We start from the raw sequence: 14,227 nt of genomic DNA, 5'->3' as shown, positions 1-14,227 counted from the left end.
CCCGGTGTGGTGCTCGACGAAGGCAGGTTGAAGGCGACGCGTTTCGGCTGGATCGGGTTGTCCGTTCGCCATCCCCGAGCGGAAAAGTTGCGAACAGGCGACGATCGGCTAAAACAGGCGTCCGAGTTTCTGGCGTGAGGCATTTGTCCCGTTATGTCCGATCAATCGACGATCACTCCCACCATCGACGCGCTGCTCGTCCGGCGCCTGATCGCTGCACAGTTTCCGCAGTGGGCCGCACTCGACATCAGGCCGGTGCTGCCCGGCGGGTGGGACAACAGGACCTTCCATCTCGGGCGAGACATGACCGTGCGTCTGCCGAGTGCTGAGTCCTATGCGCTGCAGGTGGAAAAGGAGCAGTTCTGGCTGCCGAAGCTGGCGCCGCACCTGCCGCTGCCTATCCCGGTGCCCTTGGCAAGGGGCGTGCCAGGCGAGGGCTATCCATGGCCGTGGTCGGTCTATCGCTGGCGGCCGGGTGAGACGGCGACGGATGATCGGATCGGCGACCTCAAGGTCTTTGCGCAGGATCTGGCGCGCTTTCTTGTCGCCTTGCGGCAGGTCGATGCGCGCGGCGGGCCGTTGCCTGGCCCGCACAATTTCCTTCGCGGCGGGCCACCTGCCCATTATGACGAGGAAACCCGCCGCGCGCTCGTCGCGCTCGAGGGACGCATCGACACGGAAGCGGCGCGCGATGTCTGGGAGGCCGCATTGGCGGCAAGCTGGCAGAGCGCGCCGGTCTGGTTCCACGGCGATATCAGTTGGGGCAATCTGCTGGTCGAAGACGGTCGCCTGAGCGCAGTCATCGATTTCGGCACCTCGGGTATCGGTGATCCCGCCTGCGACCTTGCCATTGCCTGGACGCTGTTCCACGGGCAAAGCCGGGAGGCGTTTCGCGCCGGCGTGGCGCTCGACGCCGGCACCTGGGCGCGCGGTCGCGGCTGGACCCTGTGGAAGGCGCTGATCGTCTATGCTGGTCTTCCCGGTACCAACTCCGCCGAAGCGGAAAAGAGCTTGGCGGTGATCGAGCAGGTGCTTGCCGACCATCGGCAATTTGGCTGAGCCTCGGCGGGCAGATTGATGCCGGCCCCGATGCCGCAGGCCTATCGGCAGGTATCGTCTCGGCTTGACCTCATCAAAAATTGTCTCTAGGTCAGGCGCACGCGGGACGACCCGCGTCGATGCTTCGCCTGGGGACGGCCCCACTATCTCGACCGCTTGAGATAATGGAGTCGATCGCATCATGCAGCATCCTGGCCTGCGGCACGCCCGCGTGAGCTTTTCCTTCCTGACAGAGCTGAACGTTTGCTTCGGGCGCCATCGCGCCCCGTCTCGCGATCGGCTTTCACCCGCTTCCCACACACATTGATGCGCCCGCGGCCGCCGCGCCGTGGTTGCTCCGTTGCCAACGCACGAGGTTCATGATGGCCGGACCCATCGAACAATTCGAGATCAAGTCGCTCTTCCACATCGCCGAGGTCGGCGGACACGACATCAGCTTTACCAATTCGGCCGTCTACATGGCCGTGACCGTGGCGATCGCCAGCCTTTTCCTGATCCTTTCGACGCGCAGGCGCGGCCTGGTGCCGAACCTTGCCCAGTCGGCGGCCGAGATCCTCTACGAGTTCGTATCGAAGACGTTGCGCGAGAATGCCGGAGAGCACGGCATGCGTTTCTTCCCGCTGGTGTTCTCGCTGTTCATGTTCATCCTGGTCGCCAACCTAATCGGCATGTTTCCCTATGCCTTCACCGTGACGAGCCACATTGCGGTGACCTTTGCGCTGGCGCTGCTCGTGTTCCTGACCGTGACGCTCTACGGCTTGATTAAACACGGTTTCGGCTTTCTCAGGCTGTTCATGCCGTCGGGCGTGCCTTTGGTGCTGGCGCCGATCATCATCCCGATCGAGGTCGTTTCCTGTCGCGCCCGGTCAGCCATTCGGTTCGTCTTTTCGCCGTCATGCTCGCCGGTCACATCACGCTCAAGGTGTTCGCCGGCTTCGTCGTCAGCCTCAGTGGCTTCGGCGCGCTCGGTACGCTCGGCGCGGTCATGCCGCTGATGATGACCGTGGCGCTGACGGGTCTGGAACTGCTGATGTCGGTCATCCAGGCCTATATCTTCACCATGCTGACCTGCATGTATCTCAACGACGCGCTGCATCCGAGCCATTGAGGTTGCAGTGGAGAGGCTCCCTTCCCGGGGGGAGGGGAGCCCCGCCCTCATTCGACCGTCGTTCGCTGGGCCTCGATGCGGGCCGTCCGCCAGGACGACCAGAGGAAAGCTGCGAGGAAGATCACGGTCATCAACAACACGATGGTCGGTGCCGGGGCGCTGTCGATGAAGAACGAGAGATAGACGCCTGAGAACGAGGCGACGGTTGCCACCAGCACCGCAACGATGAGCATGCTGCCCATGGTGCGGGTGATCAGAAACGCGATGGCGCCGGGCGCGATCAGCATGGCGATGGCAAGGATCAGGCCGACGGCCTTCAGCGCGCCGACGATCGTGAGCGACAGGATCGCCAAGAGCCCGTAATGCAGCCAGTTGACGCGCAGGCCGACGGCCTTGGCCTGTGCGGGGTCGAAGGCGTGCAGCAGAAAGTCGCGCCATTTTACCGCCAGGATCCCGGTTGCCACCAGGGCGATCAGACCGGTTTCGATGATGTCGGGCCAGCCGATGCCGAGCATGTCGCCGAAGAGGATATGGTCGAGATGCACGTCGCTCTGGATCTTGGTGTAGAGCACCAGGCCGAAGCCGAACATGCCGGAGAACACCACGCCCATGACAGTGTCCTGCTTGATGCGGCTGTTTTCCTTGAGGTAGCCGGTCAAAAGCGCGCAGGACATGCCGGCGGCAAAGGCGCCGACGGCGAGCGGCAGGCCGACGATGTAGGAGATGACGACGCCGGGAAAGACCGCATGCGAGATGGCGTCGCCCATCAGCGACCAGCCCTTGAGCACGAGGAAGCAGGAGAGCAGGGCCGTCGGGATCGCCACCAGGACCGAGATCAGCAGCGCATTGCGCATGAACTCGAATTCGAAGACGGCAAGCAAAAGGTCGAGCGAGATCATTGCGTGACCTCCAGGGCTTCGGCGCTGCGCCTGCGGGCAGCCAGCAATCCGTGCTTGGGCGCGAAGACGAAGGCAAAGAGGAAGATCAGCGTCTGCAGCACAATGATGATGCCGCCGGTAGCGCCATCGAGGAAGTAGCTGAAATAGGCGCCGAAGAAGCTGGTGAGCGCGCCGATCGCGACGCTGATGACGATCAGCCGCGGAAAGCGGTCGGTGAGCAGATAGGCGGTGGCGCCCGGTGTCACCACCATGGCGATGACGAGAAAGGCGCCGACCGTCTGCAGCGCGGCGACCGTACAGGCGGACAGCAGCGTGAAGAACAGCACCTTCAGGAAGGTCGTCGGGATACCGATCGAGCGTGCGTGGCTCTCATCGAAGAAGGTGACCATCAGATCCTTCCACTTGGCCGTCAGGATGATCAGCGAGATGACGCCGATCAGCGCAAGCTGCAACGTGTCGGCAGGCGTGATGGCGAGGATGTTGCCGAGAACGATCGTCTGGATGTTTACTGAGGTTGGCGACAGCGACACCATGAACAGGCCGAGGCCGAAGAACGAGGTGAAGATCAGCCCGATGATGGTGTCTTCCTTCAACCGGGTGCGCTGGTTGAGAAACAGCATCGCGCCGGCCGCAAGCCCGCCGGAGAAGAAGGCGCCGAGCGAGAAGGGCAGGCCGAGCATATAGGCGCCGGCAACGCCCGGAACGATCGAGTGCGAGAGCGCGTCGCCGATCAGCGACCAGCCTTTCAGCATCAGATAGGACGACAGGAAGGCGCAGACGGCGCCAACCAGCGCGCTGACCCACATGGCGTTGACCATGTAGTTGTAGGTGAAGGGCTCGAAGAGCGTGGCGATCATTTGCCTGCTGCCTCCGGGTCGCTCTCAGGCTTGGCCGGTTGCGACACCATCTGCCCCTTGGCGCCATACATCACCAGCGGACGCTCGTCGTCGGTGATGACGGACAGTTGCCGCGGATCCGCGTCGTCATGCAGGCTGTCGCCACCGAGCACGAAATGCCTGAGGACGCCGCCGAAGGCGAGTTCGAGGTTTTCGCGGGTGAAGGTGGTTTCCGTCGGGCCATAGGCCAGCACCGTGTTCTTCAGGAGAACGGTCCGGTCGCAGAATTCCGGCACGCTGCCGAGGTTGTGGGTCGAGACCAGCATGACGCGGCCCTCGTCGCGCAGGCCGATCAACAGGCGGATGATGGCATCTTCGGTCTTGACGTCGACCCCGGTGAAGGGCTCGTCGAGCAGGATCACGCGGCCGTCCTGGGCAAGGGCGCGCGCCAGGAACACGCGCTTCTTCTGGCCGCCGGAGAGCTCACCGATCTGGCGCTTGCGGAAGTCGCTCATGCCGACACGGGCAAGCGCGGCCCCCACCGCCTCATGGTCGGCCTTCTTCGGGATGCGCAGCATGTTCATATGGCCGTAGCGGCCCATCATCACCACGTCCTCGACCAGAACCGGAAAATTCCAGTCGACCTCTTCGGCTTGCGGAACATAGGCGACAAGGTTCTTCTTCAGCGCCTCCTGGACCGAAAGGCCGAGAATGGAGATTTCTCCGCGCGCCAGCCGGGCAAAGCCCATGATCGCCTTGAAGAGGGTCGACTTGCCGCTGCCGTTGACGCCGACCAGTGCTGTGATCGTGCCGGTCGGGATCTCGAAGGAGGCATCGAGAAGCGCGCGGTGGCCGTTGCGATAGGTCACGGTCGCGCCGGAGACGCGGATGCCACCGCCTGCATCCCCGGAGGCGGCTTCCGGGCCGGAGCGAGGTTTTACCTGAAGGTTCATTGCGAAAGGCCTTTCGCGATGGTTTCGGACGTGACGCGCAAGAGGTCGATATAGGTCGGTACCGGACCGTCCGCTTCGCTCAGGGAATCAACATAGAGCACGCCGCCGTATTTTGCGCCGGTTTCCCGCGCCACCTGCTGTGCCGGGTCGGGCGAAATCGTGCTTTCGGAGAAGACGACCGGTATATTGTTGGCGCGCACCGCGTCGATGACTTTGCGAACCTGCTGCGGCGTGCCCTGCTGATCGGCATTGATCGGCCAGAGATAGAGTTCCTTCATGCCGAAGTCGCGGGTGAGGTAGCTGAAGGCGCCCTCGCTCGACACCAGCCAGCGCTTGTCTTCCGGGATCTTGCCGATCTCGGCGCGGATAGGGGCGATCGCCGCCTCGATCTTCTGCTTGTAGGCTTCGGCATTGGCCTTGTAGGTCTCGGCGTTGCCGGGATCGTATTTGACGAAAGCGTCGCGGATGTTGTCGACATAGATCAGCGCCGCCGAAGGCGACATCCAGGCATGTGGGTTCGGCTTGCCGCTATAGGGGCCTTCCGCGATGCCCATTGGCTCGATCCCTTGAGAAACCACGACGCCGGGCACCTCGTCGAAGTTCTGGAAGAACTTTTCGAACCAGAGTTCGAGATTGAGGCCGTTCCAGAGGATCAGCTTTGCATCGTGCGCCTTCAGGATGTCGCGCGGCGTCGGCTGATAGTTGTGGATCTCGGCGCCGGGCTTGGTGATCGATTCGACGATTGCCGCGTCGCCGGCGACGTTCTTGGCCATGTCGGCGATCACCGTGAAGGTGGTGACGGCCTTGAACTTTTCCTGCGCGCAAGCGGCACCCGGAACGAGCGCGAAACCTGCCAATGCCGTGGCGGCAACCAGGATCGCGCGTCTCATGTGATCGATCATTCCATACTCCCCGATGTTGTCGTTCACAGGACTAGGCGAATGATTTGCATAAGTCAATGCACATGAGAAGCATTCGCAACTAGCTATTTTCAAACTTATCGGCCTTGGCTAGTGTACGACCATGAAACAGAACAAAAATCGCATCGAAGAGCTGGAAGGCGTCCTGAGAGATGGTGGTGTGCGCGTGACGCGGCAGCGTGCGGCAATCCTGAAGATTCTCGCGACCGCCGAAGACCACCCGGATGCGAGCGAATTGCACCGCCGCGCCAAGGAAATCGATGCCACCGTTTCGCTGTCGACGGTCTACAGGACACTGTCGGCGCTGGAGCACCAGGGCGTCGTCCATCGCCACGCCTTTGAAAGTGCCACCGCCCGTTTCGAGACGGCCGACGCTCCGCACCATGACCACCTGATCGACATCGACACCGGCGCTGTGATCGAGTTTCGCTCCGACAAGATCGAGCAGCTGCAGGCGGAGATCGCCGCCGAACTCGGTTACGACCTGGTTCGTCACCGGCTCGAGCTCTATTGCCGCAAGCGCAAGGACTGATCGACATAGCGCCGTGACTGACGAAAGGCGCAGCGGGGCAATCGCTGCGCCTTTTCCGTTTTGGCCTTGAGACTAGCCGCGATCGGCAAGGGCCGGCCCGGCCCGGCGCGCCGGGATGGTCATGGCTGCGACGCCGATGACGACGCAGGCAAGGCCGATCCAGATCGTGTCCGACAATCTTTCTCCGAGAAAGAGAACGCCGATGGTGACCCCGACGGGAACGCGCAGGTAGGCTTGCGCGGTAGCGCCGACCGAACCGAGCGTCTGGATCAGCCGGAAATAGATGGCGAAGGCCAGCGCCGTCGAGAACACCGCCAAGCAGACGAGCGCGATCACCGACTGAGCGGAAGGGGCAAGCGTCCATGGCTGGTCGATGACAAGGCTTGCGGGGATGAGAAGCACGGCACCTGCAAGGAGCGAGCCTGCGGCCGGAACCATCGGGTCGAGGCCCCTGAAGCTCTTTCCGAAGATGGCGGCGCCGGCGTAGCAGACGGTTGCGAAGACCACGGCAAGCTGGGCCAGCAGCTGGTCACCCAGGCCGCCGAAGGCTTCAACGCCGATGATCAGGCTGATGCCGGCCATGCCGGCCACGACGCCGATCAGCTTTCTTGTCGATGCCGGCTCGTGGCGGGTGATCAGCGCCGTCAGCAGGAAGGCGAAGATGGGGGTGGCGGCGTTGAGGATCGAGGCGACGCCGGCGTCGATCGTCTGCTCTGCCCAGGCGATCAGGGTAAACGGGAAGACGCTGTTGAGGCAGGCCTGGAACAGGAAGCGCTTCCATGTGGCTGCGTCGCGCGGCAGCTTGATGCCGCGAAAGCGGAGGACGGCGAGCAGGATGGTGCCGGCGATCAGCGTGCGGGCGGCAATCAGCGTCACCGGGGGAATGGTTTCGACGCCGATCTTGATGAAGGTATAGGATGCGCCCCAAAGCGTTGCGAGAAGAGCGAGCAGCAGAAGCTCGAGGGTGAGGTTGGTCTTGGCCATCGTCGTCGAATCCTTCGGGGCGTTTTCGTTGTCCTCTTTCTACCGTGCCGACACCTGTCGATGCTTCGTTGGCGATCGAAGTGTCGGGGCTTTTTGGAACGGCCTGCCGGGCAGAGCGTTCGACGCTCAATCCGTTGAAGAAGGCGTTGAGCACCACTGCCGAGATCGAGGCGAGCACGATGCCCGATTCGATGATCGGGTGGATCGCATGCGGCATCCACATCAGGAAGTTCGGCGCGATCAGCGGGATCAGGCCGAAACCGACCGAGACGGCAACGACGAACAGGTTGTTGCGCGATGACTTGAAGTCGACGGTCGACAGGATGCGCACGCCGGTGGCTGCCACCATGCCGAACATCACCAGGCCGGCGCCGCCGAGCACGAAGGTTGGAACCGCCTCGACCAGCGCGCCCATCTTCGGGATCAGGCCGAGCACGATCATGATCACGCCGCCCATGACGCAGACATAACGGCTCTTCACGCCGGTGACGCCGACGAGACCGACATTCTGCGAGAAGCTGGTGTAGGGGAAGGTATTGAACAGGCCGCCGATCATCGTGCCGATGCCGTCGACGCGAAGGCCGGCCGTCAGCTGCTGCTGCGAGACTTCCTTGTTGGTTATTTCGCCCAGCGCCAGGAACATGCCTGTCGATTCGATCATGACGACGATCATCACCAGCGACATGGTGGCGATCAGCACCGGATCGAAAATCGGCATGCCGAAACGCAACGGCGTGACGACCGCGAACCAGCCGGCATCCGCAACCCGGTCGAAATGCATCATGCCAAGGCTCGCTGCAAAGACGCAGCCGATGACGATGCCGGTCAGAACCGCAATGTTGCTGATCAGCCCGCGGCCGTAGCGCGCGACCACGAGGATGGAGATGAGCACGAAGGCGGCAAGTACCACATGGCTCAGTTCGGCATAAGCAGGGTTCGGCACCGTTGCGCCAAGCACGACGCCGTCGGGAACGGCCGGGCCGCCTGTCGTGGCGAGCTTCTTCAGCTCGGCCAGCCATTCGGCGTGGGTCGGATCGACCAGCTTCGGTGCCGTCGGTCCGAAGGGATTGCCGAAGATCCAGTTGACGCCGACGCGCATCAAGGTCACGCCGATCACCAGAATGATGGTGCCGGTGACGATCGGCGGGAAGAAACGCAACAGCCGCCCCATGATCGGGGCGAGCAGCAGCGCGACCAACCCGGCGCCGATAATGGCGCCGAAGATCAGTCGGGCGCCCTCCTGTCCGGGCGTCATCGTTGCCATCGACACCATCGGGCCGACGGAAGCGAAGGTCACGCCCATCATCACGGGAAGACGGATGCCGACGCTCCGGGTAATGCCGAGAGACTGGATGATGGTGACGAGGCCACAGACGAAAAGATCGGCGGAAATCAGGAAAGCGACGTCCTGAGGGCTGAGCTGCAGGGCCCGGCCAACAATCAGCGGAACCGCGACGGCGCCACCGTACATGACAAGGACATGCTGAATCCCGAGGGTCGCGAGCTTGCCGATTGGCTCTCGTCCACCGGGTGTATGCTGGATGCGTCGCTCATGGTTACTCCTCCCATCACGTCGACCAGTCCGCTTCCCCCGTCCTCCAACAGGGGGCCCCATCCTCCAACAGGGTAAAGGGTATCTTTGGTGCCGAGACAGAGTGCCGCAAGTGCAACCGTGGAGTAAACACTTTCGGGAATCCGGGGGGAGTGGGCAAAGGGAATGCTGCACCGAAGGCACCGCGGAAAAAGACGCCAACGGATGCAACGTTGCCGCAATGCAGCGCAGGCAGTGTGCACTGGCGTCGAGGCGAAGGCTCGCCTCCGCCGGTGTCCATGGGATTGCAGCATATGAGATTTTCGTCGCCTGCTGGCACGTTTCGCCGTTTGGTCGGCGCATTGATTGCCGTCGCCATTGTTCTGTGGCCGTTTGCCGCCAACGCCGAAACCGAAGATTTTCCGGGGCAGTGGCGACAGATGGTGTCGAACGCCGGCACCTGCGGAACCTGCTGGCTGGCGATCAAGCAGCACGGGCCTATCCTGAAGGTGTCTTCCAACAACGGCTGGTTTGCCTTTGCCCATGCGGACCTGAAGACGGGCTCCACGACTGCGGCCGGCATCGGCCGATGGAGCGAGAACGTCAGCGGCCACTATGGTGGCAAGCCGTTCGATGTCCGCTTCGTCATCGTCGACAAGCAGCTCTACCTCGACATGATCGTGCTGATGGACGATGGCACGAAACAGGCAATCAGAGCGATTTTCGACAAGGATCGGCCGGGCAAAACCGCGCGCCGCGTGATGGCGAAATCGTAGTGCGGCCGCTATCGGTCAAGCCGAGCCCGATGACGCACCACTGGTCGGGAAGAGATTGGCAGCCATGAAGTCGACGAAGACGCGCAGTTTCGGCGCGAGATGCCGGCTGGACGGCCACAGGATCCGGTAGGTGCCGTAGCGGCGCAGCTGGTTATCGAGAACCGATACGAGTGTTCCCTCGCGCATCTGCCGTCTGATCGTGAAGTTGGGAAGGCAGGCGATACCGAGCCCTTCCTCGGCCATATGGATCAGCGGCTCCAGGGCATTGGAGACGGCCGTTACCGGCACATCGACGTTGGCTTCGGCGCCGTCCTGCACCAGCGGCCAGGGCTCGAGCTTGCCCGTCGAGGGAAAGCGATGGTGCAGGCAGTGGTGTTGTTCGAGATCCGCAGGCGCCTCCGGCTTCCCATGTCTTTCGAAGTAGTCGGGTGATGCGACGAGATAGGGGTGAAACGTGCCAAGCTGACGCGTCATCAGCCTGGAGTCGCCGATTTCCCCGCTGCGCACGACCGCGTCGAACCCCTCCTCGATAACGTCGACCATGCGGTCGGAGAAATCGAGATCGATCTCGACCTCCGGATAGGCGCGCATGAAGGCCGTCAGCGTCGGCATCAGCAGCATGCCGGCCATGGGCAGGCTGACGCGCAGCTTGCCGCGCGGAGCCTCCTGGCTCTGAACCAGTTCGGCCTCGGCCGCTTCGATTTCGCAAAAAATCCGCCGGCAGCGTTCGAGAAACAGCGTGCCTTCCGGGGTCAACGTGACGCTGCGGGTGCTGCGATGAAAGAGGCGAACGCTCAACCGCTCCTCCAGCCGGGCAATCGCCTTGCCGACGGCGGAGGGTGAAACGCCGAGCTGGGTTGCGGCCTCCGTAAAGCTGCGGAAGTCCGCCGCCTGCACGAAAGCATTGAGTGCACCAAGGCTGTCCATCCGCCGTCCTCATCCGTTTCGGGAATTGTGGATATTTTTGTCCGATATCTTCGGAGCTGTAGCGTATTTTTCTCTGATTGGAAGCTCGTCATAGTCCGCCCGTCCGACAAACGCGCGTTCGTGACGTGCGAAAACATCGTCGGCGACAGAAGGAGAAAACATGCAGCAGGCACTTGTGGCGGGTTTCCATAGGGATCCGGAACCGACCGTCTTCATCGTCAATGTCATCCACGCCCACCCGGGCAAGCAGGAGGAAGCGTTCCGGCTGATCCAGGACGTCGTGAACTATGTGGCCGAGCGCAAGGAGGGCTTTCTCTGGAGCAACCTCTCCAAGAGCACCGACGGCCAGACGGTGGTCAATATCGAAGCGATAGCCGGCGAAGGAAACGTCGAGGAGTTCTTCACCGACGCGGTCTTCCTGGAAAAGTTCAGGGCGCTGAATTCGGTCTCAACCTGCGAGTTTCACACCTATCGCGTCGATGACATCGTGCTGCCCAAGCGCGCCGTAACCGCAGCTTAGGCACAAACGAGATCGCCGCCCGCTTCGGCCGGCGGCGAACACCTGGCACGCGCTTCCATTCCGCTATTGCCGTCAAGAGAGACGTCACTGGCGATCATCCTGAAAGACACTATCCATGCAATCCACCGACTGCGCGCTTCCGGCTCCGCAGGAAGCAGCATCCACGCCCGTCGTTGTCGCCGGGGCCGGGCTGCCGCTTGCGGCGCTGCTTGCGCTTGCGACCGCCGGCTTCATCACCATCCTCACGGAGGCGTCGCCGGCCGGCCTGTTGCTGCAGATCAGCGCCGATCTCGACGTCTCTCAGTCCCTGGCCGGGCAGATGGTGACGATCTATGCGATCGGCTCGCTGGTCGCGGCCATCCCGCTCGTGGCGCTGACGAAGACCTGGCGTCGGCGGCCGCTGCTGATCACGGCGATCTCGGGATTTGCCGTCGTCAACACGGTCACAGCGCTCTCGACCGACTATGTCGTGACGATGGCGGCGCGTTTCCTTGCCGGCGTCTTTGCCGGGCTGTTGTGGGCACTGGCCGCCGGCTACGCCAGCCGCATGGTACCGCCGCAGCAGCAGGGGCGGGCGATCACCGTTGCCATGCTCGGTGCTCCGGTGGCGCTTTCGATAGGCATTCCCGCCGGCACCCTGCTTGGCGCTATGGCCGGCTGGCGCCTGACCTTCGGCCTCCTGAGCATCATGGCGGCCCTGCTCGTCGGCTGGGTTTTATGGTCGCTTCCCAACTCTCCGGGGCAGCGCGCCGAACGACGCCTGGCGCTTTCGTCGGTGTTCCGGCTGCCCGGGATCCGACCCATTCTGTTCGTGATGTTTGCCGTCGTTTTCGCCCATAACATCCTCTACACCTACATCGTGCCGTTCCTGGAACCGTCAGGGCTTGATGCGCGGGCTGACACGGTACTTCTTGTCTTTGGCATCGCCTCGCTCGTTGTCATTCCGATCATCGGCGCCCTTGTCGATAGGCATCTGCGTTTGCTGGTGCTGGCGAGCATGATGCTCTTTGCGGCAGCGTCACTGCTGCTTGCCGTCTGGGGCGAGCAGTCGGCCGCGATCTATATCGGCGTTGTCGCCTGGGGTCTCGCCTTCGGCGGTGCAGCGACGCTGTTTCAGACCGCCTCCGCAAAGGCGGCCGGGACGGAAGCGGATGCGGCGCAGTCGATGATCGTCACGGCCTGGAACGCGGCGATGGCCGGCGGCGGCTTGGCCGGCGGCGTGCTGCTCGACAGTGTCGGCGCAGCGATCTTTCCAGCGGTCCTGCTGGCGATCCTGCTGCAGGCCCCGGCCGTGGCATGGGCTAGCCGGCATGGATTTCCGTCCCGCTCCGGCTGACAGGCATGAAAAAACCGGGGCCGTTGCCGACCCCGGTGCCGCATCTCCTGATCTTCGGCCGCCCGTTTGCACGGGCGGCCGTCGTCTTGGGCTTGTTACTGCTGCCAGCTTTTGACCAGTTCGTCGTAATTGACGGTCATCGGCTTTTCTTTTTCGTTCTCGATCTTCAGCTGCGGAGCGAGGTTGCCGGCCTTGACGGCTTCAGCGTTCCAGTATTCGAGGTCGTGTTCCTCGGCGAGCTTCGGACCGATCTCGCCCTGGATACCGGCGCGTTCGAGGCGCTGAAGCACCTTCTCCTGCTCGGCGCACAGCGAGTCCATCGCTTCCTGCGGTGTCTTGGCGCCAGAGGAGGCGTCACCGATGGCCTGCCACCAGAGCTGAGCCAGCTTCGGATAATCAGGAACGTTGGTGCCCGTCGGCGACCACTGCACGCGGGCCGGCGAACGATAGAACTCGATCAGACCGCCGAGTTCCGGCGCACGTTTGGTGAAGCTCTCGTGCTGGATCGAGGATTCGCGGGTGAGCGTCAGGCCGACATGGCTCTTCTTCACGTCCACAGTCTTCGACGTCACGAACTGCGCATAGAGCCATGCGGCCTTGGCGCGGTCTTCCGGGGTCGACTTCATCAGCGTCCAGGAACCCACGTCCTGGTAGCCGAGCTTCATGCCGTCCTTCCAGTAGACGCCATGCGGCGAGGGGGCCATGCGCCACTTCGGCGTGCCATCCTCGTTGACAACAGGCAGGCCCTTCTTGACGGCATCGGCGGTGAACGCCGTGTACCAGAAGATCTGCTGAGCGACGGCACCCTGGGCGGGGACCGGGCCCGATTCGGAGAAGGTCATGCCCTGGGCTTCCGGCGGCGCATAGGCCTTCAGCCAATCGAGGTATTTGGCGATCGAGTAGACCGCGGCCGGGCCGTTGGTGTCGCCGCCACGGGCGACGCACGAGCCGACCGGCTGGGATTTCTCGTTGACTTTGATGCCCCATTCGTCGACCGGCAGGCCGTTCGGGATGCCCTTGTCGCCGTTGCCGGCCATCGACAGCCACGCGTCGGTGAAGCGCCAGCCGAGCGACGGGTCCTTCTTGCCGTAGTCCATGTGGCCATAGACTTTCTTGCCGTCGATCTCACGGCCGGTGAAGAATTCGGCGATGTCCTCATAGGCAGACCAGTTGACGGGAACGCCGAGGTCGTAGCCGTACTTCGCCTTGAAGTCCGCCTTGTTCTTCTCGTCGTTGAACCAGTCGTAGCGGAACCAGTAGAGGTTGGCGAACTGCTGGTCGGGAAGCTGGTAGAGCTTCTTGTCCGGAGCGGTGGTGAACGACGTGCCGATGAAGTCGGCGATGTCGAGGCCGGGATTGGTGACGTCCTTGCCTTCGTTGGCCATCCAGTCGGTGAGGTTGCGCACCTGCTGGTAGCGCCAATGGGTGCCGATCAGGTCGCTGTCGTTGACATAGGCGTCGTAGATGTTCTCGCCGGACTGCATCTGCGTCTGCAGCTTTTCGACGACGTCGCCTTCACCGATCAGGTCGTGGGTGATCTTGATGCCGGTGATCGCGGTGAAGGCGGAAGCCAGCACCTTGGATTCGTATTCATGCGTGGTCAGCGTTTCGGAAACGACCTTGATGTCCATGCCGGCAAACGGCTTGGCGGCATCGATGAACCATTGCATTTCCGCTTCCTGGCCGGCGCGGTCGAGCGTGGAGAGATCGCCGACTTCCTTGTCGAGGAACTGTTTTGCCTCGTCCATGCCGGCGAATGCCGTGCCGGTAAGAGCCAGCAGCACTGCCGCTGTCGTCGTGAAAAGGTGCCGTCGCATAATTTCCTCCCTTTGGGTTTTGCGATTGC

At 62.8% G+C, this 14,227-nt stretch carries 13 protein-coding genes and 2 pseudogenes; 7 read left to right on the top strand and 8 right to left on the bottom strand.

Features of this window, described 5'->3' with window-relative positions; genetic code table 11:
- The first annotated feature begins 153 nt into the window (after positions 1 to 153).
- From ASD03_RS32940 to ASD03_RS41390, 3 genes and pseudogenes are all read left to right on the top strand, one after another.
- Positions 154 to 1,059: an aminoglycoside phosphotransferase family protein gene (locus ASD03_RS32940; protein WP_025425057.1), complete on the top strand. Its 906-nt coding sequence runs from the start codon at positions 154 to 156 to the stop codon at positions 1,057 to 1,059.
- 359 nt (positions 1,060 to 1,418) lie between these two features.
- Positions 1,419 to 2,090, top strand: a pseudogene (locus ASD03_RS32935) (F0F1 ATP synthase subunit A).
- The gene (locus ASD03_RS41390; RefSeq protein WP_348272080.1) at positions 2,045 to 2,167 is read left to right on the top strand and encodes a F0F1 ATP synthase subunit A; all 123 of its coding nucleotides are present in this window, start codon (positions 2,045 to 2,047) and stop codon (positions 2,165 to 2,167) included. The pseudogene ASD03_RS32935 and the gene ASD03_RS41390 overlap by 46 nt, the downstream one beginning before the upstream one ends.
- 47 nt (positions 2,168 to 2,214) lie before the next feature.
- On the opposite strand, the gene ASD03_RS32930 is transcribed toward ASD03_RS41390, so the two are convergent.
- The 4 genes from ASD03_RS32930 to ASD03_RS32915 are packed head-to-tail and all read right to left on the bottom strand — an operon-like array spanning position 2,215 to position 5,757.
- A complete protein-coding gene (locus ASD03_RS32930; RefSeq protein WP_025425056.1) occupies positions 2,215 to 3,066 on the bottom strand; it encodes a metal ABC transporter permease in 852 nt (283 codons plus the stop codon).
- Positions 3,063 to 3,923, bottom strand: a complete 861-nt coding sequence (locus ASD03_RS32925; protein WP_025425055.1) for a metal ABC transporter permease — start codon at positions 3,921 to 3,923, stop codon at positions 3,063 to 3,065. The genes ASD03_RS32930 and ASD03_RS32925 overlap by 4 nt, the downstream gene beginning before the upstream one ends.
- The gene (locus ASD03_RS32920) at positions 3,920 to 4,855 is read right to left on the bottom strand and encodes a manganese/iron ABC transporter ATP-binding protein (protein ID WP_025425054.1); all 936 of its coding nucleotides are present in this window, start codon (positions 4,853 to 4,855) and stop codon (positions 3,920 to 3,922) included. Before ASD03_RS32920 ends, ASD03_RS32925 begins: the two co-directional genes overlap by 4 nt.
- Positions 4,852 to 5,757, bottom strand: coding sequence for a metal ABC transporter substrate-binding protein (locus ASD03_RS32915; protein ID WP_025425053.1), 906 nt, complete (start codon positions 5,755 to 5,757; stop codon positions 4,852 to 4,854). The genes ASD03_RS32920 and ASD03_RS32915 overlap by 4 nt, the downstream gene beginning before the upstream one ends.
- A 121-nt stretch (positions 5,758 to 5,878) precedes the next feature.
- Here ASD03_RS32915 and ASD03_RS32910 point away from each other — a divergent pair, with 121 nt between their 5' ends.
- Positions 5,879 to 6,307: a Fur family transcriptional regulator gene (locus tag ASD03_RS32910; protein ID WP_025425052.1), complete on the top strand. Its 429-nt coding sequence runs from the start codon at positions 5,879 to 5,881 to the stop codon at positions 6,305 to 6,307.
- A gap of 72 nt (positions 6,308 to 6,379) precedes the next feature.
- On the opposite strand, the gene ASD03_RS32905 is transcribed toward ASD03_RS32910, so the two are convergent.
- Positions 6,380 to 7,291: an EamA family transporter gene (locus tag ASD03_RS32905; protein ID WP_025425051.1), complete on the bottom strand. Its 912-nt coding sequence runs from the start codon at positions 7,289 to 7,291 to the stop codon at positions 6,380 to 6,382.
- Positions 7,292 to 7,400: 109 nt separating this feature from the next.
- Positions 7,401 to 8,845 (bottom strand): annotated as a pseudogene (locus ASD03_RS32900) (nucleobase:cation symporter-2 family protein); the annotation flags it as partial.
- A 291-nt stretch (positions 8,846 to 9,136) separates the two neighbouring features.
- Between ASD03_RS32900 and ASD03_RS32895 the strand changes: the two are divergent.
- Positions 9,137 to 9,598: a hypothetical protein gene (locus tag ASD03_RS32895; RefSeq protein WP_128090430.1), complete on the top strand. Its 462-nt coding sequence runs from the start codon at positions 9,137 to 9,139 to the stop codon at positions 9,596 to 9,598.
- A 15-nt stretch (positions 9,599 to 9,613) separates the two neighbouring features.
- Here ASD03_RS32895 and ASD03_RS32890 read toward each other — a convergent pair whose 3' ends face one another.
- Positions 9,614 to 10,525, bottom strand: coding sequence for a LysR family transcriptional regulator (locus ASD03_RS32890; protein WP_025425049.1), 912 nt, complete (start codon positions 10,523 to 10,525; stop codon positions 9,614 to 9,616).
- Between the two features lie 160 nt (positions 10,526 to 10,685).
- Here ASD03_RS32890 and ASD03_RS32885 point away from each other — a divergent pair, with 160 nt between their 5' ends.
- Positions 10,686 to 11,045: an antibiotic biosynthesis monooxygenase gene (locus tag ASD03_RS32885; RefSeq protein WP_025425048.1), complete on the top strand. Its 360-nt coding sequence runs from the start codon at positions 10,686 to 10,688 to the stop codon at positions 11,043 to 11,045.
- A 115-nt stretch (positions 11,046 to 11,160) separates the two neighbouring features.
- The gene (locus ASD03_RS32880; protein ID WP_025425047.1) at positions 11,161 to 12,381 is read left to right on the top strand and encodes an MFS transporter; all 1,221 of its coding nucleotides are present in this window, start codon (positions 11,161 to 11,163) and stop codon (positions 12,379 to 12,381) included.
- Between the two features lie 95 nt (positions 12,382 to 12,476).
- Here ASD03_RS32880 and ASD03_RS32875 read toward each other — a convergent pair whose 3' ends face one another.
- Positions 12,477 to 14,198 carry an ABC transporter substrate-binding protein gene (locus ASD03_RS32875; protein WP_025425046.1) on the bottom strand — a complete coding sequence of 574 codons (1,722 nt, stop codon included), beginning with the start codon at positions 14,196 to 14,198 and terminating at the stop codon, positions 12,477 to 12,479.
- Positions 14,199 to 14,227 lie beyond the last annotated feature (29 nt).

This window comes from Ensifer sp. Root127, from assembly GCF_001425225.1.
Lineage (GTDB): Bacteria > Pseudomonadota > Alphaproteobacteria > Rhizobiales > Rhizobiaceae > Ensifer > Ensifer canadensis.
The sequence above is the reverse complement of the archived record's forward strand: the minus strand, read 5'-3'. Positions and strand labels throughout refer to the sequence as shown.